The 23,227-nt window shown below is 63.6% G+C and carries 26 protein-coding genes; 10 read left to right on the top strand and 16 right to left on the bottom strand.

Translation table 11 applies throughout. From position 1 onward, the window contains the following. Window positions 1-65 precede the first annotated feature (65 nt). Genes DQW77_RS07925 through DQW77_RS07915 form a run of 3 tightly spaced genes read left to right on the top strand, consistent with a single transcriptional unit; the run spans window position 66 to window position 2,370 of the window. Window positions 66-743 carry a cell division ATP-binding protein FtsE gene (locus tag DQW77_RS07925; protein ID WP_113257668.1) on the top strand — a complete coding sequence of 226 codons (678 nt, stop codon included), beginning with the start codon at window positions 66-68 and terminating at the stop codon, window positions 741-743. Next, window positions 740-1,645: an ABC transporter permease gene (locus DQW77_RS07920; protein WP_113257667.1), complete on the top strand. Its 906-nt coding sequence runs from the start codon at window positions 740-742 to the stop codon at window positions 1,643-1,645. The genes DQW77_RS07925 and DQW77_RS07920 overlap by 4 nt, the downstream gene beginning before the upstream one ends. Further along, entirely contained in the window at window positions 1,642-2,370 is a 729-nt protein-coding gene (locus DQW77_RS07915; protein ID WP_113257666.1) for a 1-acyl-sn-glycerol-3-phosphate acyltransferase, read from the top strand. The genes DQW77_RS07920 and DQW77_RS07915 overlap by 4 nt, the downstream gene beginning before the upstream one ends. Before the next feature lie 122 nt (window positions 2,371-2,492). On the opposite strand, the gene lpdA is transcribed toward DQW77_RS07915, so the two are convergent. From lpdA to mdh, 11 genes are all read right to left on the bottom strand, one after another. After that, window positions 2,493-3,887, bottom strand: coding sequence for a dihydrolipoyl dehydrogenase (gene lpdA, locus DQW77_RS07910; RefSeq protein WP_113257665.1), 1,395 nt, complete (start codon window positions 3,885-3,887; stop codon window positions 2,493-2,495). 126 nt (window positions 3,888-4,013) lie between these two features. Next, window positions 4,014-4,409 carry an MAPEG family protein gene (locus tag DQW77_RS07905; RefSeq protein WP_113257696.1) on the bottom strand — a complete coding sequence of 132 codons (396 nt, stop codon included), beginning with the start codon at window positions 4,407-4,409 and terminating at the stop codon, window positions 4,014-4,016. A 438-nt stretch (window positions 4,410-4,847) separates the two neighbouring features. Continuing rightward, the gene (locus tag DQW77_RS07900; RefSeq protein ID WP_113257664.1) at window positions 4,848-5,054 is read right to left on the bottom strand and encodes a hypothetical protein; all 207 of its coding nucleotides are present in this window, start codon (window positions 5,052-5,054) and stop codon (window positions 4,848-4,850) included. Next, the gene (locus DQW77_RS07895) at window positions 5,051-5,311 is read right to left on the bottom strand and encodes a BrnT family toxin (protein WP_113257663.1); all 261 of its coding nucleotides are present in this window, start codon (window positions 5,309-5,311) and stop codon (window positions 5,051-5,053) included. The genes DQW77_RS07900 and DQW77_RS07895 overlap by 4 nt, the downstream gene beginning before the upstream one ends. Continuing rightward, entirely contained in the window at window positions 5,308-6,870 is a 1,563-nt protein-coding gene (gene odhB, locus DQW77_RS07890; RefSeq protein WP_113257662.1) for a 2-oxoglutarate dehydrogenase complex dihydrolipoyllysine-residue succinyltransferase, read from the bottom strand. Before odhB ends, DQW77_RS07895 begins: the two co-directional genes overlap by 4 nt. 3 nt (window positions 6,871-6,873) lie before the next feature. Beyond that, window positions 6,874-9,837, bottom strand: coding sequence for a 2-oxoglutarate dehydrogenase E1 component (locus DQW77_RS07885; RefSeq protein ID WP_113257661.1), 2,964 nt, complete (start codon window positions 9,835-9,837; stop codon window positions 6,874-6,876). Beyond that, the gene (locus DQW77_RS07880) at window positions 9,834-10,250 is read right to left on the bottom strand and encodes a DUF805 domain-containing protein (RefSeq protein WP_113257660.1); all 417 of its coding nucleotides are present in this window, start codon (window positions 10,248-10,250) and stop codon (window positions 9,834-9,836) included. Before DQW77_RS07880 ends, DQW77_RS07885 begins: the two co-directional genes overlap by 4 nt. 148 nt (window positions 10,251-10,398) lie before the next feature. Then, window positions 10,399-11,280: a succinate--CoA ligase subunit alpha gene (sucD, locus tag DQW77_RS07875; RefSeq protein ID WP_113257659.1), complete on the bottom strand. Its 882-nt coding sequence runs from the start codon at window positions 11,278-11,280 to the stop codon at window positions 10,399-10,401. Then, a complete protein-coding gene (locus tag DQW77_RS18025; protein ID WP_147094945.1) occupies window positions 11,280-11,639 on the bottom strand; it encodes a hypothetical protein in 360 nt (119 codons plus the stop codon). Before DQW77_RS18025 ends, sucD begins: the two co-directional genes overlap by 1 nt. Window positions 11,640-11,643: 4 nt before the next feature. Continuing rightward, complete coding sequence (gene sucC / locus DQW77_RS07870; protein WP_113257658.1) at window positions 11,644-12,837, bottom strand: ADP-forming succinate--CoA ligase subunit beta; 1,194 nt, start codon at window positions 12,835-12,837, stop codon at window positions 11,644-11,646. A gap of 227 nt (window positions 12,838-13,064) precedes the next feature. After that, window positions 13,065-14,027 (bottom strand): malate dehydrogenase, encoded by a 963-nt coding sequence (mdh, locus tag DQW77_RS07865; RefSeq protein WP_113257657.1) that lies wholly within the window; start codon window positions 14,025-14,027, stop codon window positions 13,065-13,067. Between the two features lie 160 nt (window positions 14,028-14,187). On the opposite strand from mdh, the gene DQW77_RS07860 reads away from it, so the two are divergent. Beyond that, window positions 14,188-14,943, top strand: coding sequence for a sulfite exporter TauE/SafE family protein (locus tag DQW77_RS07860; RefSeq protein ID WP_113257695.1), 756 nt, complete (start codon window positions 14,188-14,190; stop codon window positions 14,941-14,943). Between the two features lie 42 nt (window positions 14,944-14,985). On the opposite strand, the gene DQW77_RS07855 is transcribed toward DQW77_RS07860, so the two are convergent. After that, on the bottom strand, window positions 14,986-15,294 hold the full coding sequence (locus DQW77_RS07855) for a hypothetical protein (protein WP_113257656.1): 309 nt from the start codon (window positions 15,292-15,294) through the stop codon (window positions 14,986-14,988). Between the two features lie 196 nt (window positions 15,295-15,490). Between DQW77_RS07855 and DQW77_RS07850 the strand changes: the two genes are divergently transcribed. The 6 genes from DQW77_RS07850 (at window position 15,491) to DQW77_RS07825 (ending at window position 20,160) form a co-directional block, all read left to right on the top strand. Beyond that, window positions 15,491-16,354: a CoA ester lyase gene (locus DQW77_RS07850; RefSeq protein ID WP_113257655.1), complete on the top strand. Its 864-nt coding sequence runs from the start codon at window positions 15,491-15,493 to the stop codon at window positions 16,352-16,354. A 10-nt stretch (window positions 16,355-16,364) separates the two neighbouring features. Then, window positions 16,365-16,910 (top strand): NnrU family protein, encoded by a 546-nt coding sequence (locus DQW77_RS07845; RefSeq protein WP_113257654.1) that lies wholly within the window; start codon window positions 16,365-16,367, stop codon window positions 16,908-16,910. A gap of 4 nt (window positions 16,911-16,914) precedes the next feature. Continuing rightward, window positions 16,915-17,121: a DUF1737 domain-containing protein gene (locus tag DQW77_RS07840; RefSeq protein ID WP_113257653.1), complete on the top strand. Its 207-nt coding sequence runs from the start codon at window positions 16,915-16,917 to the stop codon at window positions 17,119-17,121. Between the two features lie 2 nt (window positions 17,122-17,123). Beyond that, window positions 17,124-18,155, top strand: coding sequence for a MaoC family dehydratase (locus DQW77_RS07835; protein WP_113257652.1), 1,032 nt, complete (start codon window positions 17,124-17,126; stop codon window positions 18,153-18,155). A 141-nt stretch (window positions 18,156-18,296) separates the two neighbouring features. Beyond that, complete coding sequence (locus tag DQW77_RS07830; protein ID WP_113257694.1) at window positions 18,297-19,493, top strand: bifunctional 2-polyprenyl-6-hydroxyphenol methylase/3-demethylubiquinol 3-O-methyltransferase UbiG; 1,197 nt, start codon at window positions 18,297-18,299, stop codon at window positions 19,491-19,493. Window positions 19,494-19,497: 4 nt separating this feature from the next. After that, complete coding sequence (locus DQW77_RS07825; RefSeq protein WP_113257651.1) at window positions 19,498-20,160, top strand: SOS response-associated peptidase; 663 nt, start codon at window positions 19,498-19,500, stop codon at window positions 20,158-20,160. 12 nt (window positions 20,161-20,172) lie between these two features. Here the strand turns inward: DQW77_RS07825 and DQW77_RS07820 are convergent, their stop codons facing one another. The 4 genes from DQW77_RS07820 to DQW77_RS07805 form a co-directional block, all read right to left on the bottom strand. Then, window positions 20,173-20,712, bottom strand: a complete 540-nt coding sequence (locus DQW77_RS07820) for an adenine phosphoribosyltransferase (RefSeq protein ID WP_113257693.1) — start codon at window positions 20,710-20,712, stop codon at window positions 20,173-20,175. An 86-nt stretch (window positions 20,713-20,798) separates the two neighbouring features. Then, entirely contained in the window at window positions 20,799-21,188 is a 390-nt protein-coding gene (locus DQW77_RS07815; protein WP_113257650.1) for a hypothetical protein, read from the bottom strand. Window positions 21,189-21,275: 87 nt separating this feature from the next. Then, window positions 21,276-22,148, bottom strand: coding sequence for an S-methyl-5'-thioadenosine phosphorylase (locus DQW77_RS07810; RefSeq protein ID WP_113257692.1), 873 nt, complete (start codon window positions 22,146-22,148; stop codon window positions 21,276-21,278). A gap of 186 nt (window positions 22,149-22,334) precedes the next feature. After that, window positions 22,335-23,144 carry a cysteine hydrolase gene (locus DQW77_RS07805; protein WP_113257691.1) on the bottom strand — a complete coding sequence of 270 codons (810 nt, stop codon included), beginning with the start codon at window positions 23,142-23,144 and terminating at the stop codon, window positions 22,335-22,337. Window positions 23,145-23,227: the final 83 nt, after the last annotated feature.

Raw genomic sequence — 23,227 nt, 5'->3', positions numbered from 1 at the left:
GGTTGCGATTGCATGCGATCGCGCCCTCGGGCATTTAGGGTGACATTGGCGATGAGGGACAAGCCGTGATCGAACTGGAAGACGTGGCCTACAGCTATGGCGGCGGTGAGCTCCTGAGTGAGATATCGCTCAAGCTGCAGCCCGGTTCGTTCCATTTTCTCACCGGCCCGTCGGGGGCTGGAAAGACAACCCTGCTCAAGCTCTGCTACGGCGCTCTTGTTCCGACCGCGGGGACCTTGCGGCTCTTCGACGAGGACCTGCGGACGCTTGACCGGGACGGCATCGCGTTGGCGCGGCGGCGGATCGGTGTGGTACATCAGGATTGCCAGTTCCTCGACCATCTGCCCGTGGCCGACAACATCGCCCTGCCGCTCACCGTTTCAGGGCGCGATACCCTTGACGAGGTCGCGAACCTGCGCGAGCTGGTTGGCTGGGTCGGCCTGAAGGACCGCGCCGACGCCCTGCCGCCGGAACTCTCGGGCGGCGAACGGCAGCGCGCCGCGCTGGCGCGCGCGGTGATCATGTCGCCGGACGTGATCCTGGCCGATGAGCCCACGGGCAACGTGGACTGGGACATGTCCCAGCGGCTCATGCGCCTGCTGATCGAGCTGAACCGGATGGGCAAGACTGTCATGATCGCCACTCATGATCTGGCGTTGATCCGCGCCGCCAAATCCCACGTTCAGACCCGGGTGCTCAGGATTTCCAATCGCCGGCTTCAACTTGCGGGGGCGGATCTGTGACCGAGGAACGCGGCAATGTGATCAACTGGGTCGCCGGGGACGCGCAGGCTGATCGCGTCGTGCCGCCAACCGGGTTCACCGCGTCGCTCACCCTGTTCAGTGCCGCCACGATGGCCTTTCTGGCTGTTTTCGCCCTCGCGCTTTCGCTTGCGACATCAAGGCTTGCGGACCGCTGGGGCGAGGAACTGGCGCGCAGTTCCACGCTGCGGATCTCGGCGCCCGAAGGTCAGATGACCGAGCAGACCGCGGCCGCATTGCGAGTTCTGGAGTCCACGCCGGGCATTGCCTCGGCACGGGTGCTGGAGAAGGAAGAGCAGCGCGCTCTCCTGGAACCGTGGTTCGGCCCGGACCTGCCAGTCGACAGCCTGCCGATCCCGCGACTGATCGAGGTGATCGAGGAAGGTGAAGGCTATGACGCCTCGGGTTTGCGATTGCGGTTGTCCGAAGAGGTTCCGGGCGCGGTGCTGGACGATCACACGAGATGGCGCCGGCCCCTGGTGGAGGCCGCCGATCGATTGCGCCTGCTGGGGTGGCTTTCGCTGGCTCTGATCGGGGGCACGATGGGCGCGATGATCACCCTTGCGGCCAATGCCGCATTGGCAGCCAACAGCCAGGTCATCAGTGTGCTGAGACTGGTTGGAGCGCGTGATTCCTATATCGCCCGGGCGTTCGAGCGTCGGTTCACGCTGAGGGCGCTGATCGGTGCCTCGGGTGGCATGGTTCTGGGTTGCGGTGCGGTCCTGGCACTGCCCGAAGCGGACCCGGCAGGCGGTTTCCTGACCGGACTCGGCTTTCAGGGCTGGCATTGGCTGTGGCCGTTGCTGGTGCCACCGGTGGCCGCCGTGGTGGCGTTTCTGGCCACCCGTGCAGCCGCGACACGGACATTGGAGGCAATGACATGAAGCATGTGCTGCAATGGCTGCGGTCGCTGGTGTTCGTCGTGCAGATCTACGTGATGATGGGGGTGATCGGCATCGCGTTCCTGCCCTGGGCCCTTTTTTCACGCCGGGGTGCGCTGACCGCCTGCCAAACCTGGTGCCGGTGGGTACGCTGGACAGCCCGCTGGATGGTGGGAATCCGGACGGAAGTGCGCGGAATACCGCCTGAGGACGAAGTTCTGATCGCGGCCAAACATCAGTCATTTCTCGATATCATACTGATTTTCGGCGCGGTGCCGGCCGGCAAGTTCATTATGAAACGCGAATTGATGTGGGCGCCGGTTATCGGGCAATATGCCCTCAAGATCGGGTGCGTACCGGTCGACCGCGGCAAGCGCAGCGAAGCCATAAAGGGGATGGTGCGGGATGTTTCCAGGGGGCGCCAGCAGCCTGGGCAGCTGATCATCTATCCGCAGGGCACCCGCATACCACCGGGCGTATCCGCGCCCTACAAGGTCGGGTCGGGGGTCTTGTACAGTGAACTCGGGCAGGACTGCGTGCCGGTTGCAACGAATGTGGGCGTCTTCTGGCCGCGAAAGGGCATCCTGCGCAAGCCGGGTCTCGCGGTTGTGGAATTCCTGCCGCGTATCCGCGAGGGGCTGGACAGGAAGGCCTTCATGAAACAGCTCGAGGCGGAGGTGGAAACCGCATCCAACCGCCTGATGAAGGAGGCTGGGTTCGCGCCCTGACTCTGACCGGGCATGCCGCATTTGCCGGAATTTGCCGAAACGCGAAACCGGTGACCGCTCGACCCACTTTCGTTTGCGTATCCGGCGAGGCGGGACCGCAAGGACGGGCGAGCGGCCAGCCCTCAGGAATGGATCGGCCCGTCTCCGCAGGCAAGCGCCGCTTCGCGCACCGCTTCGGAATAGGTCGGATGGGCGTGGCAGGTCAGCGCCAAGTCCTCTGACGAGGCGCCGAATTCCATCGCCACGCAGATCTCGTGAATGAGATCGCCGGCCATCGGGCCGATGATATGCGCGCCCAGAATGCGATCGGTTTCCTTGTCGGCAAGGATCTTGACGAAACCGTCGGCGGCGAAATTGGCCTTGGCGCGGCCGTTGCCCATGAACGAGAACTTGCCGACCTTGTACGCGTGCCCCTGATCTTTCAGGGTTTCCTCGGTTTCACCCACGGCGGCGACTTCGGGGTGGGTGTAGATCACGCCGGGGATGACACCGTAATTCACGTGACCGTGCTTGCCGGCGATCACCTCGGCCGCGGCCATGCCTTCGTCCTCCGCCTTGTGGGCAAGCATCGGACCCTCGATGGCGTCACCGATGGCATAGATGCCCTTGACGCTGGTCTGCCAGGTCTTGTCGGTCTTGATCTGGCCGCCCTTGGTGGTCTCGATGCCCAGCTCCCCGAGCCCCAGCCCCTCGGTGAAGGGGCGCCGCCCGGTGGCCACGAGGACGACATCGGCGTCAAGCTGGTGCTCGCTGTCGTCCTTGCGCAGCTTGTAATGGACCTTGGCCTTGGTCTTGAGCGCCTCGACCGACTGGACAGCCGCGCCGAGAATGAATTCAAGTCCCTGTTTCTTGAGCAGTTTCTGGAAATTCTTCTGAACCTCGCCATCCATGCCGGGGGTGACGTGATCGAGGAATTCCACCACTGTCACCTCGCTGCCGAGGCGGGCATAGACGCTGCCGAGTTCGAGCCCTATCACGCCGGCGCCGATGACAGTCATCTTCTTGGGCACCTTGGACAATTCCAGCGCGCCGGTGGAGGTGACGACGATCTTCTCGTCCACGGTCACGTCGGCGCCGGGCACGGGCGAGGTTTCCGAGCCGGTGGCGATGATGATGTTCTTTGTGTCAAAGGTTTCATCGCCGACCCTGACCTTGCCCGCCTCCGGGATCGAGCCCCAGCCCTTGAGCCAGTCTATCTTGTTCTTCTTGAACAGGAACTCGATTCCCTTGGTGTTCTGGCCGATGACCTCGTCCTTGTAGGCGAGCATCTGCTTCCAATCCACCGAGGGGGCCTTGCCCTTGAGGCCCATCCTGGCGAAGTTGTGTTCGGCCTCATGGAGTTGGTGGGAGGCGTGCAGGAGCGCCTTGGAGGGGATGCAGCCCACGTTCAGGCAGGTGCCGCCAAGGGTTTCGCGGCCCTCCACACAAGCCGTTTTCAGGCCGAGTTGCGCGCAGCGGATGGCAGCGACATAGCCGCCGGGGCCGGAGCCGATGATGATCACGTCATAGGAGGCCATGGGTCAGAGTCCTTTCGTTTTTGCGCGTCGGTATTTTGTTGGTATCGCGTCGGTGGGGTTTTGGGGGCGCTGCCCCCGTCGCGCGGGGGCGCGACTCCCCCGGAGTGTTTATGGAAAGATGAAGCATCAGACGAGTGCCGCCAAGAGCATGAGCACGGTGGCGAGGAAGCCCACTGCCCAGATCAGCGAGCGCCACGGGCGCAGGCCGTAATAATAGGCGGGGATGTAGCCGATGCGGGCGGCGAGGTAGCCATAGGCGCAAGCGGCGGTGAAGATGTTGGACTTGTCGCCGAGCGTGACCGTGACGCAGGCGATGGTGAAGAGGATCAGCCCTTCGAAATGGTTTTCGAGCGCGCGGCCCAGCCGGGCGGTGCCGTCGGACATCGGTGTTGTCGGATCGTGGTCGCGCGGCGAGGTTGTGTAGCCGGGGCCAAGCTCGAGATTGGCCGGGATGGCGTAGAGCAGGTATTGGACGACCTGCAGGAGCGCGGCGAGGGTGAGGGCGGTGAGTTCGGGGGTCATTTGATCCATCAAGGCTAAAACGAACACAAGTCTTTCCGCATAGCGGTCTTAAGCGCCTTCGTTGCTTCAAAGCGTTCTTGGCTACCAGGGATCGTTTGTTCCCAATTATTTAGGTGGAGCAAAGTTGGCTTAGAGGCAACCAATTGCGAACGTAGCAACCAATGTCCTATTTCGTACTTGCCTCTCTCACTCGGTTCTGTGCTTTCGAATTCCCTCCATGATTCAAGAAGACCAATGTAGGCGTCTTTGCGTTCATCGTACATGCGTTGCTTCTCGGCGGCACGGCTAGATAGCCAGAATTGAATGATGGCTGTCACTACTGAACCTACACCAAATGCTGTAAGGAGCGCTACGAAATCCAATTCACTTACTCCCCAGATTGAGGCAGCACTCAAAGTAGGTTGGCACCCATCCTAAATGACTGGTTTGCCAACCCAATCACTCCGCATCCGCCAGCGTTTCACGCGCCTGCGCAATCGCCTCATCCACGGGACGGCCCTCCTCATGCGCCTTGACGATGCGTTCCAACACGGCGCGTAGCCGGGCGGCCTCGCCGGGCGCGGCGGGGCGGGCGCGGGAGAAGAAATCCGCATCGAGTGGCGGATTGTCGTCATAGTCCTCTGGTGGCTTGGGGCGGGGTGTCATGGGATTTCCCTCCGATTGGCCTTGCGCAGCGAGATTACGCGGATACGGTCGCCGCGCCAAGCGTAGACAAGTACGTGGTATCTGCCGTCGATCTTGCCAAGGGCCTGCATCCGCGTCTCGCCATAATCATAGCGGGTGTCCTCGGCCTCGATCGCCGTGCGCCAGTCGAACCCGGTGACCGTCTCGAACGGTACGCCGTGTTTGGCCAAGTTCTGCTTGGCCTTCGCGGCGTCCCATTCGTAATCCGGATCGCTCACAAGTCCATCAGCAATCGCCGCGGGTCCTCCAGCGCGTCCTTGACCCGCACGAGGAACGTCACCGCGCCCTTGCCGTCGACGATGCGGTGATCGTAGCTGAGGGCGAGATACATCATCGGGCGGGCCTTGATCTCGCCGTTGACCACCATCGGCCGCTGCTGGATCTTGTGCATGCCGAGGATGCCCGATTGCGGCGGGTTGAGGATGGGCGAGGACATTAGCGAGCCGTAGACGCCGCCGTTGGAGATGGTGAAGGTGCCGCCCTGCATTTCGGCCATGCTGAGCTTGTTGTCGCGGGCGCGGGCACCTTTCTCGGCGATGGCCTTCTCGATGGCGGCGAAACCCATCGAATCGGCGTCGCGGATCACCGGCACGACGAGGCCCGTGGGCGTGCCGGTGGCGATGCCCATGTGCACGAAGTTCTTGTAGACGATATCGGTGCCGTCGATCTCGGCGTTGACCTCGGGCACCTCCTTGAGGGCATGGCAGCAGGCCTTGGTGAAAAAGGACATGAAGCCCAGTTTCACGTCGTGCTTCTTGAGGAACTCGTCCTTGTAGAGATTGCGCAGGTCCATGACCGGACCCATGTCCACCTCGTTGTAGGTGGTGAGCATCGCGGCGGTGTTCTGGCTGTCCTTGAGGCGCTTGGCGATCGTCTGGCGCAGGCGGGTCATCTTGACACGTTCCTCGCGCGCGGCATCGTCGGCGCTTACGGGGGCGCGGGGCGCCGCGGCGGGGGCAGGGGCCTGTGAACCCGAGCCGCGCGCGGCGGTGCCGGCGGCGGCGGCGCGGGCCACGTCTTCCTTCATCACGCGGCCGTCACGGCCCGAACCTTCGACCTGGTCACGCGACAACCCGGCCTCGGCCATGGCCTTCCTGGCCGAAGGCGCGTCCTCGACATCGGCATCGCTTGCGCTCTCGGCCGGGGGCGTGTCGCCGGACGTGCCGGATCCGGGTTCGGGGCGCTCGGCCGGTTCCATGGTTCCGTCCGCGGAGCCGGAGAGCACGGCGATCCGCGCGTCGGCCTGTACCGTGGTGCCTTCGCCGGCGAGGATCTCGGTGATCGTCCCCGCGGCGGGCGAGGGGACCTCCACCGAGACCTTGTCGGTTTCCAGTTCGCACAGCATCTCGTCCTGGCTGACGCTGTCACCGACCTTCTTGAACCAGGTCGAGACGGTGGCTTCGGAGACAGACTCTCCCAGCGTTGGCACCATCACGTCGATATTGCCCTTGTCGCCCTTGTCGGGGGCGGTGGTGGCGGGTTTGTCGGCCGTTTCATCGGCGCCGCCGGATGTCCTGGCCTCGTCCTTGCCGGCGCCGGCACCTTCGGTGATGGTGGCCAGCAGGGCATCGACGCCGACGGTCTCGCCCTCCTGGGCGACGATCTCGCCCATGGTGCCGGCGGCGGGGGCGGGAACCTCGACCGTGACCTTGTCGGTTTCCAGTTCGCACAGCATCTCGTCTGCGGCAACGGGATCGCCGGGTTTCTTGAACCATGTGGCAACCGTGGCTTCCGACACGGATTCGCCCAGGGTGGGGACGCGGACTTCTGTCGACATTGGTTATTTCCCTTTGATGGTCAGCGCGGCATCCACCAGCGCCTCTTGTTGCTGCTTGTGCTGCGCCGCGAGGCCCGTCGCGGGCGAAGCCGTGGCCGGACGTCCGGCATATTCGGGGCGCGTCGTGCCGGCCTTTATGCGGGTGAGGACCCATTCGATATTCGGTTCCATGAAGGCCCAGGCACCCTGGTTCTTGGGTTCCTCCTGACACCAGACGAATTCGGCTGTCTTGAAACGCCCCAGTTCCTTGACCATCGAAATGGCCGGGAACGGATAGAATTGTTCAATCCGCATCAGGTAAACGTCGTCGAGGCCGCGCGCGTCGCGTTCCTCCAGCAGGTCATAATAGACCTTGCCGGAGCACAGGACGACGCGGCGGATCTCGTCGTCGGGCTTCAGTTCGGTATCGGAATTGCCGTATTGGGCATCGTCCCACAGCACCCTGTGGAAGCTGGAGCCGGTGGTGAATTCCTCGGTCCGGCTGATCGCCATCTTGTGCCGCAAGAGCGATTTCGGGGTCATGAGGATGAGCGGTTTGCGGAAGGTGCGATGCAACTGCCGGCGCAGTATATGGAAGTAGTTGGCCGGCGTGGTACAGTTCGCCACGATCCAGTTGTCGCCGCCGCACATGGTCAGGAACCGTTCCAGCCGCGCCGAAGAGTGTTCGGGGCCCTGGCCCTCGTAGCCATGCGGCAGCAGGCAGACAAGGCCCGACATGCGCAGCCACTTGCTTTCGCCGGAACTGATGAACTGGTCGAACATGATCTGCGCGCCGTTGGCGAAATCGCCGAACTGCGCCTCCCAGAGCGTGAGCGCATTGGGTTCAGCAAGGCTGAAGCCGTACTCGAAGCCCAGCACCGCGTATTCCGACAGCATCGAGTCGATGACCTCGTATTGCGCCTGGCCCTTGCGGATGTTGTTGAGTGGGAAATACCGCTCCTCGGTTTCCTGGTTGATCAGGCCGGAATGGCGTTGGCTGAAGGTGCCGCGGGTACTGTCCTGCCCGGCAAGGCGGACGGGGTACCCTTCGAGCTGCAGCGAGCCGAAGGCAAGCGCCTCGGCGGTGGCCCAGTCGAATCCGGTTCCGCTGTCGAACATCTTGGCCTTGGCCTCCAGCAGCCGGCCCACGGTCTTGTGCAGGGTAAAGCCCTCGGGCGCGGTGGTCAGCGCGCGGCCGATTTCCTGGAATGTTTCGGGCTTGATGGCGGTCTCGCCGCGCTGGTAATCCTCGTCCTTGGTGTCGAGATGGGACCATTTCCCATCCAGCCAGTCAGCCTTGTTGGGGCGGTAGTTCTTGCCCGCCTCGAACTCGTCGGCCATGTAGGACTGGAACGCCGCCTTCATGTCGTCGATCTCGCCCTCGGGAATGAGCCCGTCCTTGACCAGCCTTTCGGTATAAAGGCTGAGGGTGGTCTTGTGGGTCTTGATCTTCTTGTACATCAGGGGGTTGGTGAACATCGGCTCGTCCCCCTCGTTGTGCCCGAAGCGACGGTAGCAGATGATGTCTATCACCACGTCCTTGTGAAATTTCTGGCGGAACTCGGTGGCGACCTTGGCGGCATGAACCACCGCCTCGGGGTCGTCTCCGTTGACGTGGAAGATCGGCGCCTCGACCATCAGCGCGATATCGGTGGGGTAGGGGGAGGAGCGGCTGAAATGCGGTGCCGTGGTGAACCCGATCTGGTTGTTCACGACGATATGCATCGTGCCACCGGTCTTGTGCCCCTTGAGCCCGGAAAGCCCGAAACATTCGGCCACAACGCCCTGTCCGGCGAAGGCCGCATCGCCATGCAGCAGGATCGACATGACCTTTGTGCGCTCGGTATCATTCCACTGGTCCTGCTTGGCGCGGACCTTGCCGATGACCACCGGGTTCACGGCCTCGAGGTGGGACGGGTTCGCGGTCAGGCTCAGGTGCACCTTGTTGCCGTCGAATTCGCGGTCCGATGACGCGCCGAGGTGATATTTCACATCGCCCGATCCGTCCACGTCCTCGGGTTTGAAGCTGCCGCCCTGGAATTCGTGGAAAATCGCGCGGTAGGGCTTGCCCATCACGTTGGCCAGAACGCTGAGCCGCCCGCGATGGGGCATGCCGATCACGATCTCCTCAAGGCCCAGGCTGCCGCCGCGCTTGATGATCTGCTCCATCGCGGGGATCAGGCTTTCACCGCCGTCCAGGCCGAACCGCTTGGTGCCCATGTACTTGACATGGAGGTATTTCTCGAAGCCTTCGGCCTCGACCATCTTCTTGAGGATCGCCTTTCGACCCTCGCGGGTGAACTTGACCTCCTTGCCGAACCCCTCGATCCGCTCCTTGAGCCAGGCCGCTTCCTCGGGATCAGAAATGTGCATGTATTGCAGCGCGAAGGTGCCGCAATAGGTACGCTTGACGATCTCGAGGATCTCGCGGATCGAGGCGAGTTGAAGGCCCAGCACGTTGTCGATGAAAATAGGGCGGTCCATGTCGGCTTCGGTGAAGCCGTAGGACTTGGGATCGAGTTCCGGCCGCGGCCCGTGATCGCGCAGGCCGAGCGGGTCGAGATCGGCGATCAGGTGGCCGCGGATACGGTAGGCCCGGATCAGCATCAGCGCCCGAACCGAGTCGAGCACGGCGCGTTGGACCGCCTCGTCGGTGATCTCCACTCCGTTCTCGGCCGCTTTCGACTTGATCTTGTTCGCGGCTTCCCGGGTTTCCGCCGGGGCGACAGGCCATTCGCCGGTCAGTGCGCCCGTCAGGTCGTCATCTGGCTGCGGCGGCCAGTCGGCGCGAGCCCAGGACGGGCCTGCGGCCTCTTTCTTGACGTCCACCTCGCCGTCGCCCAGCTGTCGGAAGAACTCGGCCCAGGCATCGTCCACCGCGCCCGGATCATTGGCGTAGCGGGCGTAAAGCTGTTCGAGGTATTCGGCGTTCGCCCCCTGCATGAAGGAGGAGGCGTGGAAGAGGTCGTTGGGGGATTGGTCGGTCATTTTGGGACCTCGTTAGGGTTGGGATCGGGTTTTGAGGGGGATATCAGAACCAATAGGCTGGCCAGCAGGCCAACGTTCAAAATGCACATTCCGGTCACCATAGGCCACACCGTCGGGTTGCCACCCGAGGGGGAGATGCCAACAATTACGATACCCCAGCCAATCAAGACTGCGGCGATGCCAGATCCCATCCATATGGGATCATAACCGCCATCACGTGATCGTCGCGCGCTGGCGTTCAGAAGGGGGATAAGAAACACAAGGAAGACAAGGTAAGACCCTGCCCATTGCCCTGCTTTCAAGGCGACCACGCCGTTCAACGGTGCCAACCACCAGAATTCGGAGCGTGACGCACGTCCACGAAAAGTGAATGCCTGTTCAAGACCCGCTCGGACTGCTTGCGTCGGCCCCATCACAGGCCTCCCGCCCGGCGCTCACGCCGGGCAGTCCCCGACCGCCCCGTTTTGCCGAAGGCAAACCTTTGGTTTGACGGGCGGGGGCTTCTCCCCCACCCACGGTCGGGGGCTGCCCTCAGCGCTTGTGGACAAGGGTTCAGCATTGTCAGCCGATCGCCTCCAACACCGCCTCGCCAAGGCCGGCGGGGCTGTCGGAGACGACGATGCCGGCCGAGCGCATGGCCTCGATCTTGTCGTCGGCACCGCCCTTGCCACCGGCGACGATGGCCCCCGCGTGACCCATGCGCCGGCCCGGCGGCGCGGTGCGCCCGGCGATGAACCCGGCAACCGGTTTCTTGCGGCCCTTCTTGGCCTCGTCGATGAGGAACTGCGCCGCGTCCTCCTCGGCCGAGCCGCCGATCTCCCCGATCATGATGATGCTCTCGGTCTCGTCATCGGCAAGGAACCATTCCAGCACGTCGATATGCTCGGTCCCCTTGATCGGGTCGCCGCCGATGCCCACGCAGGTGGATTGGCCAAGGCCCACATCGGTGGTCTGTTTCACTGCCTCGTAGGTCAGCGTGCCCGAGCGCGAGACGACCCCGCAGGAGCCGCGCTTGTGGATGTGGCCCGGCATGATACCGATCTTGCAGGCATCGGGCGTGATTATGCCGGGGCAGTTGGGGCCGATCAGCACCGAGGCGGAGCCTTCCAGCGCCCGCTGCACGCGCATCATGTCGAGCACCGGGATGCCTTCGGTGATGCACACGATCAGCGGCATTTCGGCGTCGATCGCTTCGAGGATGCTGTCCGCGGCGAAGGGGGGCGGCACGTAGATGACGGACGCATCGGCCTTGGTCTCGTGCCTTGCCTCGTGCACCGAGTTGAAGACCGGCAGGTCCAGATGCGTGGTGCCGCCCTTGCCCGGCGTCACGCCGCCGACCATGTTGGTGCCATAGGCGATCGCCTGTTCAGAGTGGAACGTGCCCTGCGAGCCGGTGAGGCCCTGACAGATCACTTTTGTATTTTTGTCTACGAGTACGGCCATTAGAGCCTCCAGTTATAGTCGGCGACGGGCATGTAAATTGTAGCATAAGCTTCATGTACCCAAGCACGCCCAAAACCGCGAGTATTTAGGCGATTGAGAGGCGAGCATTCGCGCCACCAGTCATTGTTAGTTGTATCGAAAGTCATGTAGTCGACTTTGAGTTCATCGTTATCGGCCGCAAACACTCCGATCTCCCCAAGATAAACGTGACGGTTACCTTGATCGCGCACCTGATTGAACTGTGCCCTCGCTTCGTCCAAAGTCGGGTAGTACCATTCTTCATCGTCGATTATCTCGTTTGTGCGCGAATCAGCACACGAGACAAAGAATGGCGTTTGGAGGTGCTCGCGGCTAGCCAACGCGTTACCCCTTCACCGCCTTCACGATCTTCTGGGCGCCATCCTTCAGGTCGTCGGCGGCGATGACGTTGAGGCCGGAATTGCGGATGATCTCCTTGCCTTCCTCGACATTGGTGCCTTCGAGACGCACCACGAGGGGCACGGTCAGGCCCACTTCCTTGACCGCGGCGACAACGCCCTCGGCGATCACGTCGCAGCGCATGATGCCGCCGAAGATGTTCACGAGGATGCCCTTCACGTTGTCATCCGAGGTGATGATCTTGAACGCCTCGGTCACCTTCTCCTTGGTGGCGCCGCCGCCCACGTCGAGGAAGTTGGCGGGTTCGCTGCCATAGAGCTTGATGATGTCCATGGTGGCCATGGCAAGCCCTGCTCCGTTGACCATGCAGCCGATCTCGCCGTCGAGCGCGATGTAGTTGAGGTCATACTTGGAGGCTTCCAGTTCCTTGGGATCCTCCTCGGTCACGTCGCGCAGCTCGCCGATATCGGAATGGCGGTAGACTGCGTTGGAGTCGAACCCCATCTTGGCGTCGAGACACTTCAGATCCCCCCGGTCGGTGATGATCAGCGGGTTGATCTCGAGCATCTCCATGTCCTTTTCCAGGAACATGCGGTAGAGCGTGCCCATCAGCTTCACGCATTGCTTCACCTGCCCGCCGGTGAGGCCCAGCATGAAGGCGATGCGCCGGCCGTGGAAGGGCTGATAGCCGGTGGCGGGATCGACCGAGAAGCTCAGGATCTTGTCGGGGGTCTTTGCCGCGACCTCCTCGATGTCCATGCCGCCCTCGGTGGAGCAGACGAAGGAAACGCGCGAGGTGCCGCGATCGACCAGCAGGGCGAGATACATCTCGCTTTCTATTCCCGACCCGTCCTCGATGTAGATCCGGTTGACCTGCTTGCCGTCCGGGCCGGTCTGCTTGGTGACAAGGGTACGGCCGAGCATGCGCTTGGCCTCGTCCGCGGCTTCCTCGACCGATTTGGCCAATCGCACGCCCCCCGCTTCGCCGGCACCGGGTTCCTTGAAACTGCCCTTGCCGCGTCCGCCGGCGTGGATCTGTGCCTTGACCACCCAGAGCGGTCCGTCGAGTTCTCCCGCCGCGGTCTTGGCTTCCTCGGCGCGCAGAACCACCCGTCCGTCCGATACCGGTGCGCCGTATGAGCGCAGCAAGGCCTTGGCCTGATACTCGTGGATATTCATGAATCTGTCCCGTTCCTGATAAGCTCGGCCCAGATATACCCACAAGCCGGAACGGTATTTAAACGATTTTCTCCTGTTCGTGGTCATTTGGAGGGAAATTTCCACTTTTGTGATCACAGCCACCGGGCTGTGATCACAAAAGCTGCGACCTGTCATGGAGAGTGCATCGCAAAGAATCAGGGCCGGACTGTGCCGGCCCCGGTCAATGTGACATGACGTGCAGTGTGTCAGGCCAGTGCGCTGTCAATTCCCTTGCAGGCCTCGACGAGATCCTTGACCGCACTGACCGAGTGATCGAACATCGCCTGTTCGTCCTTGTTCATCGAGATTTCCACGACGCGTTCGATCCCGCCGGCGCCGATGACGGTGGGTACACCCACATAGAACCCGTCAAGCCCGTAGGCGCCCTTGACATGGGCCGCGCATGGCAACACGCGTTTCTGGTCCTTGAGATAGGCTTCGGCCATCTCGATGGCGCTTGTGGCGGGCGCGTAGAAAGCCGACCCGCTTTTCAGAAGGCCAACAATCTCGGCGCCGCCATCGCGGGTTCGCTGCACGATGCCATCGAGTTTTTCCTGCGTCGTCCAGCCCATTTTGACCAGGTCGGGCAAAGGAATTCCCGCGACAGTGGAATAGCGTACCAGCGGGACCATCGTGTCGCCGTGCCCGCCAAGCACAAAGGCCGTGACATCCTTCATGGAGACGTCGAATTCGAGGCTGAGAAAATGCCGAAAGCGGGCGCTGTCCAGAATGCCGGCCATGCCACAGACCTTTTCCTTGGGCAGGCCCGAGAATTTCTGAAGTGCCCAGACCATCGCATCAAGCGGGTTCGTGATGCAAATGACGAAGGCCTCGGGGGCATTGGCCTTGATGCCTTCGCCCACGGCCTTCATGACCTTGAGGTTGATACCCAGAAGGTCGTCGCGGCTCATCCCGGGCTTGCGCGGCACGCCGGCGGTGACGATGCAGACGTCCGCGCCCGCGATGTCCGCATAATCCTGTGTGCCCTTCAGGTCGGCATCGAAGCCCTCGGAGGGGCCGCTTTCGGCAATATCGAGCGCCTTGCCCTCGGGGGTGCCTTCGGCAATGTCGAAGAGCACGACGTCACCGAGTTCCTTCAGGGCGGCGAGATGGGCGAGGGTGCCGCCAATCTGTCCTGCGCCGATCAGCGCGATCTTGGGTCTGGCCATGGGAATTGCCTCCGGTCCTTACAAAGTCGCCGCCGGGGGTAGTCCTTTCAAAGCCGCGGCGCAAGAGTGCTGCGCTGCGGCATTGTTTCTGCGGCGGGTTGCCGGACCGGGCCACAGCGGGCTAAGGCTCAAGCATCACGCGGTTTTTCGGGAAGGCATCATGACCGGGGCGGAGATCGGTGTTTTTGCGGTGGCGGTGCCTGCGGTGGTCTTCGCCGGGGTTTCGAAGGGCGGTTTCGGGTCCGGCGCGGCATTTGCGTCGGCCACGATTCTGGCGCTGGTGGTGCCCCCCGGACAGGCGTTGGGGATAATGCTGCCGCTGTTGATGGCAATCGATCTGGCGACGTTGCGGCCCTACTGGCGCCGCTGGAGCTGGCCCGACGCGCGGCTGCTGGTGCTGGGTGCGCTGCCAGGGGTGGCGGTCGGCGCGGCGTTGTACCGGGTGGCCGAACCGGATCATTTCCGGCTTTTGATCGGTGGAATATCGCTGGCTTTCGTGATCTGGCAACTCGGCGTGCGGGCACGTCTGTTCCGGCCACCGCGCGGCGGCCTTTCGACGGGTGCGGGCATGTTCGCCGGCCTGGTTGCGGGGTTCACCAGTTTTGTCAGCCATGCGGGCGGCCCGCCGGCGGCCGTCTACCTGTTGTCGCGGGGCCTCGACAAGACCCGTTTCCAGGCGACCACGGTGCTGATCTTCTGGCTCATCAACATCGCCAAGTTCGTCCCCTACAGCTTTCTGGGGATATTCACGGTCCAGACACTGATGCTGGATCTTCTGCTGTTGCCGTTCGCGCTGTTGGGCGCGTGGTTGGGGGTGGTTGCGCACCGGCTGGTGCCGGAGCGGGTCTTTTTCGCGGTCACCTATGCTCTGCTGACGGTTACCGGGATCAGACTGATCATCGACGGGCTGTCCTGACGGGCGGGTGCGGTGCGCAGGCCCATGGGGCCATGGCCGACCTCAGGCGTCATCGCCCGGCGGTGGCATTTCGGTCACCGTCTCGAATGCCTGCCCACTGGCAACAAGGCAGGTCATGCCGCCGGGCATCGTGGTCGTGATTGTCCATGTTCCGGAGTCGTGCGAGGCAAAGACCTCGACCACGGAGTTGTTGGAGCCAAGACCCATGGATTGCCGCGTCTCGCCATAACGTTCGGCCAGACGGTCAACGACTATTTCGCGCGGTGCGCAGGTCTGGGCCGCGGCCGCCGTCGCGCCGAGAAGGCCGAGTGTGACAGCCGCGACCGGGCCAAGGGGCGAATTTCCGATCATTCCTGTATCCTCTTGTTGCCGGGTCCGTCGGGTCGAGCATGTGGAATGGACGGTCAACCTTGGGTTAACCCCGCGGGCGGTCGTGGGACCCCGTGACGGATTCTGCGCCGCGGCGAAAAAAGCCTTGAACATTTCCTCCGTTAAATGGCATGTCTGCGCAAGAAAGTTGCGGAAGTCGACTCGGGAGGACAGGCAGATGGAAAGCAATACGCGCCCCTACCGTTCGGTGCTCTACATTCCCGGCTCCAAGGAGCGGGCGCTCGACAAGGCGCGCAGCCTGCCCACCGATGCGATCATATTCGATCTTGAGGATGCCGTGGCGCCCGATGCCAAGGCGCCGGCACGGGCCACGCTGGCCGCCGCCCTGCGTGAGGGCGGATACGGAAAGCGCACCAAGATCGTACGCATCAATGCCCTGACCTCCGAATGGGGGCTGGAGGATGTTCGCGCCCTGCATGATGCGGGCGCCGATGCGATCCTGCTGCCCAAGGTCAACACGTCGGCGGATGTGGACAACCTGGCGGACATGCTGGACCCTGACATGCCAATATGGGTGATGATGGAAACCCCGCTCTGCGTGTTCAATGCGCGCGAGATCGCGGCGCATCGGCAGGTGACGGGGCTGGTTACCGGAACCAATGACCTGACCAAGGATCTGGGCTGCCGCGCCCGTGCCGACCGCCTGCCGCTAATGAGCGCGCTGCAGATGATCGTGATGGCGTCGCGCGCGGCGCGCGGCGTGGTGGCGATCGACGGGGTGTACAATCGCTTTCGCGACGGTGACGGGTTGAAAGCGGAATGCGAGCAGGGCCGCGACCTCGGCTTCGACGGCAAGACCCTGATCCACCCGGCGCAGATCGAGATCTCCAACACCGCATTCGCGCCGACGCAATCGGAAATCGAACTGGCCGAACGTCAGATCGCGGCCTATCGTGAAAGCCAGGCATCGGGACAGGGGGTTGCCGTGGTGGACGGTCAGATCGTGGAAAACCTGCATGTTGTCGCCGCGCAGCGTATCCTGGCCAAGGCGGATGCCATACGCGACATGGCGGCGGAGTGAGGACAGCAGAATGACATATCTTATCCTGGGCCTGGCACTCTGGACAGCGGCGCATCTGTTCAAACGTGTCGCGCCGGATTTGCGCGCGTCGATGGGCATGGCCGGAAAGGCCGCGGTGGCCGTCGCCATTCTGGGCGCGTTGGTTCTGATGGTCGTCGGGTATCAGCGCGCCGCGTTCGTCAACCTGTGGTTCCCGCCGGCCTGGACTGTGCACCTGAACAATCTGCTGATGCTGCTGGCCGTGTTCGTCTACGGGATGAGTGCCACCACTGGCCGTCTCAGGGGGGCGATGCGGCATCCACAGCTGACCGCCGTCAAGATCTGGGCGGTTGCGCACCTTCTGGTGAATGGCGATCTGGCCTCGCTGATCCTGTTCGGCGGGCTTCTGGCCTGGGCGGTTCTGGAGGTGATCGTCATCAACCGCTCGGAAGACTGGGTGCGTCCCGAGCCGGGGCCTGCGAAAAAGGATTTCGTTTTGGTGGCAATCACGCTGGTGATGTTCGCGCTGATCGCTTTCATCCACGCCTGGCTGGGCGTGTGGCCATTCCCGCGGTGAGACGATGAAGCTGTATCGTTTCCTTACCGACGACGACACGCCGGCGTTCTGTCACAAGGTCACAGCGGCGATCAACCAGGGCTGGTCGCTGCATGGCGGCCCGACCTATGCCTATGATCAGGCGAACGGCGTCATGCGCTGTGGCCAGGCAGTGGTCAAGGAGGTCGAGGGCGGCACGTACAGTCCGGATCTCAAGCTGGGAGAGCAGTGATCATGGCCAAGACAAACCCCGGACGTTTCTTCGAGGATTATTCGGTCGGTGAGGTCATTCATCATGCCGTGCCGCGCACCGTATCCGGGGGCGAACGGGCGCTTTATCACGCGCTTTACCCCGCGCGGCATGCGCTGCAGTCCTCGGATGCCTTCGCTCGTGCCTGCGGGCTGCCCGCGGCACCGATCGACGATCTGGCGGCCTTCCATATGGTCTTCGGCAAGACAGTGCCCGACATCTCGCTCAATGCCCTGGCCAACCTGGGCTATGCCGAGGGCCGCTGGCTAAAGCCGGTCTGGCCGGGCGATACCCTTCGGGCCACATCCGAAGTGATCGGGCTCAAGCAGAACTCCAATGGCAAGTCCGGCGTCGTCTGGGTCCGCACGCGGGGCATGAACCAGGACGGTGATGAAGTTCTGGATTATGTCCGCTGGGCAATGGTGCGCAAGCGCGACCCCGATGGTGCTGCACCCCGAACCGTGATCCCCGAGTTGAAGGACGCGCTGGAACCGGATGACCTCGTGGTTCCGGAAGGGTTGGATTTCACCGGGTATGATTTCACCCTGGCCGGCGAACCGCATCGCTGGAACGATTACCAGGTCGGCGAGGTGATCGACCATGTCGATGGCGTGACCGTGGAGGAGGCCGAGCACATGATGGCAACGCGCCTCTGGCAGAACACCGCGAAAGTGCATTTCGATGCCACGTTGCGCGAGGACGGCAAGCGCCTGATCTATGGCGGGCATGTCATCTCGATGGCGCGCGCGCTGAGTTTCAACGGGCTGGCCAACGCGCAGGTCATCGTGGCGCTGAACGGTGGCGCGCATGCGGCCCCCTGCTTTGCCGGAGACACGATCCGGGCCTGGAGCGAGGTGCTGGACCGGAGCGGGACATCGGCACCGGGGGTCGGTGCGCTGCGCCTGAGGCTTGTGGCGACCAAGGGGCCGGCGGCGGGTGAGCTCAAGGGGGACGACGGCAAGTATCTTCCCGGCGTGCTGCTGGATCTGGATTACTGGGCGTTGATTCCGGTCTGAGTTCCTGCGCGCCTTCGGCTGGTGAACGAAGACGATCGTGATGCCCCGTGTGTGCGTTCGGGGTGCGCGAGCCTGACAACGGCTTTTGCATTCCCGCGCCCGACGGGCATATGATTTGGTGCAATGATCGGCGAGGCGCGCATGGACCAGGTTACCGAGCAATACGAGGCATATCCCTACCCGGATCGTAACCCCGCCGACGAGGCCAGGCGGCTGATCACCGGATCCCCCTCGCATCCGCTGGAGATCGACCATTTCGTGTTCGGAGGCTGTCGTGACTGGTCTATGCCATTGCGGGCGCTGGTTGCGGGCGGTGGCACCGGCGACGCGCTGATTCAGCTTGCCCAGATCATGGCGCAGGCCGGCAAGCCATGCGAGATCACCTATGTGGATCTATCCACGGCCTCGCGAAGGATAGCCGAGGACCGCGCCGCCGCGCGAGGACTGGAGGGAATGATCACCTTCGTCACCGGCAGTCTGCTGGAGGCGCCCGAAATGGGGGAATTCGATTACATCGATTGCTGCGGGGTGCTGCATCACCTTCCCGATCCGGCCGCCGGGTTCGCTGCCCTGCGCGCCGCGTTGGCGCCCGGAGGCGGGATGGGGTTCATGGTCTATGCTCCGTACGGCCGGTCCGGGGTCTATCCGCTGCAGGAGGCATTCGGCAGGCTTTTCGGTACTCTGGCGCCCGAGGCAAGACTGGCCGCGGCGCGTGAGGTGATGGCCCGGCTGCCCGCCGGCCATCCGTTCAACACCAACCCCAACCTAGGCGATCACCGCGACAGCGACGCGGGGTTTTACGATCTTCTGCTGCATTCGCAGGACCGGGCCTTCGACATTCCCGCGCTGCTGTCGGAGCTGGATGCGGGATGCTGGGAACTGGCCGGGTTCACCATGCCCGTACTATATGACCTTGCAGAGCTGGCGCCGCGCCCCGAAGGTATGGATGATGAAAAGGCGATGGCCGTGGCCGAAATGCTGCGTGGCACCATCAAGACCCATGTCGGCTACGCCGTCGCCGCCGGGTCGGGGCAGACGCCGGCGAGCAGCCGAAACCGCAGCCTGGTGCCGCATCTGACGGGAATCGAGGCGCGACCGCTGGCGCAGGCCGTGGCGCAGGGCAAGGCCCCGCAGGTCACGTTCAACGGAATGTCCGGCCGTTTGCAATTGCCGGTGGCCGCCGCGCCCCTCATTGCGCGGGTGGACGGACGGCATAGCCTGTCCGAGATCTTCGCCGCGAGCGGGACGGATCCGATCGGCACCGGCGCAGTCTGGAGTCGTGTCGAGTCGGTGCTGACGGGCTGGGGCCTGCTGCGCTACTCCGGCCTGTTGCGCTGAGCGCATGTGCGGCCGTTTCGCCATCACCCTGCCGGATGACGCGATGGCGCGGCTCTTCGCGGCGGCGCCGGCCAACGACCTGCCGGAAGTGCCGAATTACAACGTCTGCCCCACCAACCGGGTGCATTCCGTCATCGCGCAGGAGGACGCCCGAAGGCTGGTGGCGATGCGGTGGGGGTTCGTGCCGCACTGGGCCAAGACGCTCGACGATGGACCGCTGCTGATCAATGCAAGGGCCGAAACGGTGGCCGAGAAACCGGCCTTCCGCACCGCCGCACGAGAGCGGCGCTGCCTGATCCCCGCCAGCGGGTTCTATGAATGGACCAAGGACGCCGATGGCCGGCGCCTGCCGTGGTACATTACCGCGCGGGACGGTGCACCGCTGGCCTTTGCGGGTATCTGGCAGCTGTGGGAGGGGGACGATGGCCGGCCGGTGACGACTTGCGCCATCATCACGACCGATGCCAACCCGGACCTCGCGCATATTCATCACCGGATGCCGGTGGTGGTGGCGCCCGAGGACCGGGCGCTGTGGCTGGGCGAGGCGGGCAAGGGGGCTGCGCGGCTCATGCACCCGGCACCGGAGGGCGTTCTGCAGGCGTGGCGCGTCGACCCGGCGGTCAATTCCAACCGGGCATCCGGCCAGGCATTGACCCGGCCGATCTGATGTACTTGCGCTTCAGGCCCCCTCGAAGGCACAGAGCGTGTGAACGTTCAGGCCCATTCCCTCGATCCGGGCGCGCCCGCCAAGCTCGGGCAGGTCGACGATGAACGCGCACCCCACGATTTCACCGCCAAGGCGTTCGATCAGCCGTATGCCGGCCTCGGCGGTGCCGCCCGTGGCCAGGAGGTCGTCGACAAGCAGGATGGGTTCACCGGGTGCGATGGCGTCATCGTGGATCTCGACAACCGCATCTGCGTATTCGAGCTGATATTCCTCGAAAATCACCGCGCCCGGCAGCTTGCCTTTCTTGCGCACCGGCACGAAGCCGAGGCTGAGCTGATGGGCGATGGCGCCGCCTATGATGAAACCGCGCGCCTCGAGACCGACGACCTTGTCGATCCTCTGCCCGGCAAACGGATGAAGCAACTGGTCGATGGCCATGCGAAAGCCGCGCGGATCGGCGAAGAGCGTGGTCACATCACGGAACATGATCCCTTCGTGGGGAAAATCCGCGATCGTGCGAATGTAGTCCCGGACGGTCCTTGGGTCTGGCATCGGCTGAGTTCCGTTGGTTGTAGCGTTTCCCTTGGTTTGTCCGATGGCGGGCGATGGTGCAAGTGGCCGGCGGCCGCAGGCGCCCGTCATGTGGCCGCAGGCGCGAACCGATAGGTCGCAATGGCATCCACGAGGACTTCCAGTGCCAGCATCACCAGAATGAAGGCGGCCATGCAGAGGAGGATGTTGAGCACCGTTTGCACGATACGTTTCCAGCGTGTGTCGGTCCGGGCAAAAACCGGCACCTCGGGCCGCAACAGGAATCGCGACGCGATGTAGGCCAGCAACAGACCGCCAAGCGCCCAATGGATCACGCTGAACCAGATGCCGCCGGTCTGGGTGGACAGGAAGCGGGCGAAGCCCACGACCACCGTCCAGCGCACGACATTGAATGCCTCGTCGGCAAGTGCCTCGAAGCGCTGGCCCAGGGCGGTCCGCGCGTTCTCGTCGGAAAGTCGTGTGATCCAGTCCGTCATGACTCGCATCTAGACACGGCAGGGGCCGACACTCGAGCCGCCTCGCGACGATGTGTGTGTGCGTGATCGCGCAAGGCGGGCCGGATGCTAGAGGACCCGGCCTGCCACCGCAGCCAGCTGCGACACCAGCTCCGGATCGCGCGCCGAGGGGGCGGTGAGGACGGCGTTGTCGAGCGCCCGGTCGCAAGCATGTGGGCAGGCCGTCCGGTCGCGTGTCAGCAGCCCGGGCAGCCCGTCCACCAGGGAGCGGGCCTTTTCGGTATTGGCCCCGAGGGTCGCAATGACCTGCGCAACATCCACGGCGCCATGATCCGGGTGCCAGCTGTCGTAATCCGTGACCATTGCCACCGTGGCGTAGCAAAGCTCGGCCTCGCGGGCCAGCTTTGCCTCGGGCATCGCGGTCATGCCGATCACGTCGGCCCCCCAATGCCCGCGGTACATGCGCGATTCCGCGAGGGTGGAAAACTGCGGCCCCTCCATGGTCAGGTATGTGCCCGACCCGTGCACATGCGCGCCGGCCTCCCGCGCCGCCGTCGCGCAGATTCCTCCAAGGCGCCCGCAGGTGGGGTTTGCGAGGCCCACATGAGCCACGCACCCGTGGCCGAAATAGGAGTTCGTCCGCGCGAAAGTACGGTCGATGATCTGGTCGACGACGACGAAATCGCCCGGCGCCATCTCCGCGCGGAAGGAGCCGCAGGCCGATACGCTGATCACGTCGGTCACGCCAATGCGCTTGAAGGCGTCGATATTGGCGCGGTAGGGGATCGAAGACGGGGAATGGACATGCCCGCGCCCGTGGCGGGGCAGGAAGGCCATCGGCGTGCCGTGAAGGCGGCCGGTGAGGATCTCGTCGGACGGGGCACCCCACGGTGTTTCGACGGGGCTCCAGCGAGCCCCGTCGAGCCCGTCGATGTTGTAGAGTCCCGATCCGCCGATCACCCCGATCATGGTTTGTCCCATGGTTCCGTCACCCCGTGCCGCCACCTGGCTGTTGGCTGGAATAGGACAGAACGGCGGAAAAGGAAATCCTGCTCCGCACGGGCGGGGGAAAAGGGGGCCGTCGGCCCCCTCTGGCCCTGCGGGCCATTCACCCCCGAAGGTATTTCCGGCCAGATGAAGACCCGGTCGGGATCACCGGGATCCTCGTCATCCCAGCATGCCGACGACCTCCTCTGTCGTCCAGACGGCATTGGCCATGTAGCGGAAATTGGTCAGTGCGGCGAGGTACCCGTCCCCCTCGGGAAGCATCGCGGCCGCGGTTCCGTCCTTGACGACGGCAACCTCGAACCCCTGCTCCAGAAGTTCGCGCATGTGGCTTTCCGTGCACAGGTTGGCCGACATTCCCGCCAGGATGACCTGATCGACGCCGGACTTGCGCAGCTGGAGCGCGAGGTCATTGTGTTCGGGTCCGTAGAGCTTGTGCGGGGACGTGACGATCGTCTCTCCATCGTTGATGTAAGGTTTGTACTGTTCGAGGAAATCGGCGCCCGACCCTTCGAACCCTTCCAGGCTGAGCGGACCCTCGCGGTCGAACATGCCGATCTTGTGCATCAGCTTTTCAAGCGCGCCCTCGAAGCGCCAGCCCTTGTCGGTGGGGTAGTAGTAGTGCGGCGAGACCGCCACGGTGATCCCGGCCGCCTTGGCGGCCTTGAAGAGACTCTCGATATTGGCGACGGTATCGTGGTGCTGCACGCTGGCGCCAACGACACCCCAGGAGACGCCGTCGGGGCTGAGGAAATCGTTCTGGGGGTCGGTGACGACAAGGGCCGCGCGGGACGGGTCGAGCTTCATGTCGCTTGGCGGCAGGGCCGGTTCCGCGGGTGGCGCATAGGGATCGTTGTCCTGTGCACGGGCAGTGCCTGCGGAAAGCCCCGCCGCGGCAACCCCGAGGGCAGCCGTGCCTGTCATGGCCTGCCGCCGGGTGAGTTTCGGGTCTTGATCATGGTTATCACACATTCTTTCGCTCCTTTGCCGGATATCGACTTTGAGCAGGTTGCCATGCGTATTGTGCCTTTGCGTCCCGAATTTGTGGCAAACAA

It is taken from the genome of Roseovarius sp. TE539 (genome assembly GCF_003298505.1).
In the GTDB taxonomy this organism is placed as follows: Bacteria; Pseudomonadota; Alphaproteobacteria; order Rhodobacterales; family Rhodobacteraceae; genus Roseovarius.
Note: the sequence above shows the minus strand (reverse complement) of the source record. Positions and strands in the feature narration are given on the sequence as shown.

Excerpts from the sequence above, each read along its gene's own strand:
- DQW77_RS07915 (WP_113257666.1), top strand. The coding sequence starts at position 1,642 with ATGAAGCATGTGCTGCAATGGCTGCGGTCGCTGGTGTTCGTCGTGCAG.
- lpdA (WP_113257665.1), bottom strand. The coding sequence starts at position 3,887 with ATGGCCTCCTATGACGTGATCATCATCGGCTCCGGCCCCGGCGGCTAT.
- DQW77_RS07905 (WP_113257696.1), bottom strand. The coding sequence starts at position 4,409 with ATGACCCCCGAACTCACCGCCCTCACCCTCGCCGCGCTCCTGCAGGTC.
- DQW77_RS07900 (WP_113257664.1), bottom strand. The coding sequence starts at position 5,054 with ATGACACCCCGCCCCAAGCCACCAGAGGACTATGACGACAATCCGCCA.
- odhB (WP_113257662.1), bottom strand. The coding sequence starts at position 6,870 with ATGTCGACAGAAGTCCGCGTCCCCACCCTGGGCGAATCCGTGTCGGAA.
- DQW77_RS07885 (WP_113257661.1), bottom strand. The coding sequence starts at position 9,837 with ATGACCGACCAATCCCCCAACGACCTCTTCCACGCCTCCTCCTTCATG.
- DQW77_RS07880 (WP_113257660.1), bottom strand. The coding sequence starts at position 10,250 with ATGGGGCCGACGCAAGCAGTCCGAGCGGGTCTTGAACAGGCATTCACT.
- sucD (WP_113257659.1), bottom strand. The coding sequence starts at position 11,280 with ATGGCCGTACTCGTAGACAAAAATACAAAAGTGATCTGTCAGGGCCTC.
- sucC (WP_113257658.1), bottom strand. The coding sequence starts at position 12,837 with ATGAATATCCACGAGTATCAGGCCAAGGCCTTGCTGCGCTCATACGGC.
- mdh (WP_113257657.1), bottom strand. The coding sequence starts at position 14,027 with ATGGCCAGACCCAAGATCGCGCTGATCGGCGCAGGACAGATTGGCGGC.
- DQW77_RS07860 (WP_113257695.1), top strand. The coding sequence starts at position 14,188 with ATGACCGGGGCGGAGATCGGTGTTTTTGCGGTGGCGGTGCCTGCGGTG.
- DQW77_RS07855 (WP_113257656.1), bottom strand. The coding sequence starts at position 15,294 with ATGATCGGAAATTCGCCCCTTGGCCCGGTCGCGGCTGTCACACTCGGC.
- DQW77_RS07850 (WP_113257655.1), top strand. The coding sequence starts at position 15,491 with ATGGAAAGCAATACGCGCCCCTACCGTTCGGTGCTCTACATTCCCGGC.
- DQW77_RS07845 (WP_113257654.1), top strand. The coding sequence starts at position 16,365 with ATGACATATCTTATCCTGGGCCTGGCACTCTGGACAGCGGCGCATCTG.
- DQW77_RS07840 (WP_113257653.1), top strand. The coding sequence starts at position 16,915 with ATGAAGCTGTATCGTTTCCTTACCGACGACGACACGCCGGCGTTCTGT.
- DQW77_RS07835 (WP_113257652.1), top strand. The coding sequence starts at position 17,124 with ATGGCCAAGACAAACCCCGGACGTTTCTTCGAGGATTATTCGGTCGGT.
- DQW77_RS07830 (WP_113257694.1), top strand. The coding sequence starts at position 18,297 with ATGGACCAGGTTACCGAGCAATACGAGGCATATCCCTACCCGGATCGT.
- DQW77_RS07825 (WP_113257651.1), top strand. The coding sequence starts at position 19,498 with ATGTGCGGCCGTTTCGCCATCACCCTGCCGGATGACGCGATGGCGCGG.
- DQW77_RS07820 (WP_113257693.1), bottom strand. The coding sequence starts at position 20,712 with ATGCCAGACCCAAGGACCGTCCGGGACTACATTCGCACGATCGCGGAT.
- DQW77_RS07815 (WP_113257650.1), bottom strand. The coding sequence starts at position 21,188 with ATGACGGACTGGATCACACGACTTTCCGACGAGAACGCGCGGACCGCC.
- DQW77_RS07810 (WP_113257692.1), bottom strand. The coding sequence starts at position 22,148 with ATGGGACAAACCATGATCGGGGTGATCGGCGGATCGGGACTCTACAAC.
- DQW77_RS07805 (WP_113257691.1), bottom strand. The coding sequence starts at position 23,144 with ATGTGTGATAACCATGATCAAGACCCGAAACTCACCCGGCGGCAGGCC.